Origin of the sequence: Marimonas arenosa, assembly GCF_030848945.1 — a bacterium.
Taxonomy (GTDB): domain Bacteria; phylum Pseudomonadota; class Alphaproteobacteria; order Rhodobacterales; family Rhodobacteraceae; genus Marimonas; species Marimonas arenosa.
Map to the genome: position 1 here is coordinate 1 of NZ_JANHAX010000035.1, position 209 is coordinate 209.

Sequence of the window (209 nt, forward strand, 5' to 3'; positions counted from 1 at the left end):
CGAATCTTGGTTTAATAAAGATTAAATCTGGACAACGTTTGGCAGCAATCATACTACTCATAGCACTTTTTACTCCAAATTTCCTGGCCTCATAACTAGCAGCAGCCACCACACCACGTTCCGAACTTCCACCCACAGCAATAGGCTTACCTTTTAACTCTGGAGCATCATGTTGTTCAACAGAAGCATAAAAAGCATCCATATCGATG

At 41.6% G+C, this 209-nt stretch carries 1 protein-coding gene; it reads right to left on the reverse strand.

Features of this window, described 5'->3' with window-relative positions:
* Positions 1-208: Y-family DNA polymerase (locus tag NO357_RS21370; RefSeq protein WP_446669936.1), on the reverse strand; the 208-nt coding region annotated here is incomplete at its 3' end.
* Position 209: the final 1 nt, after the last annotated feature.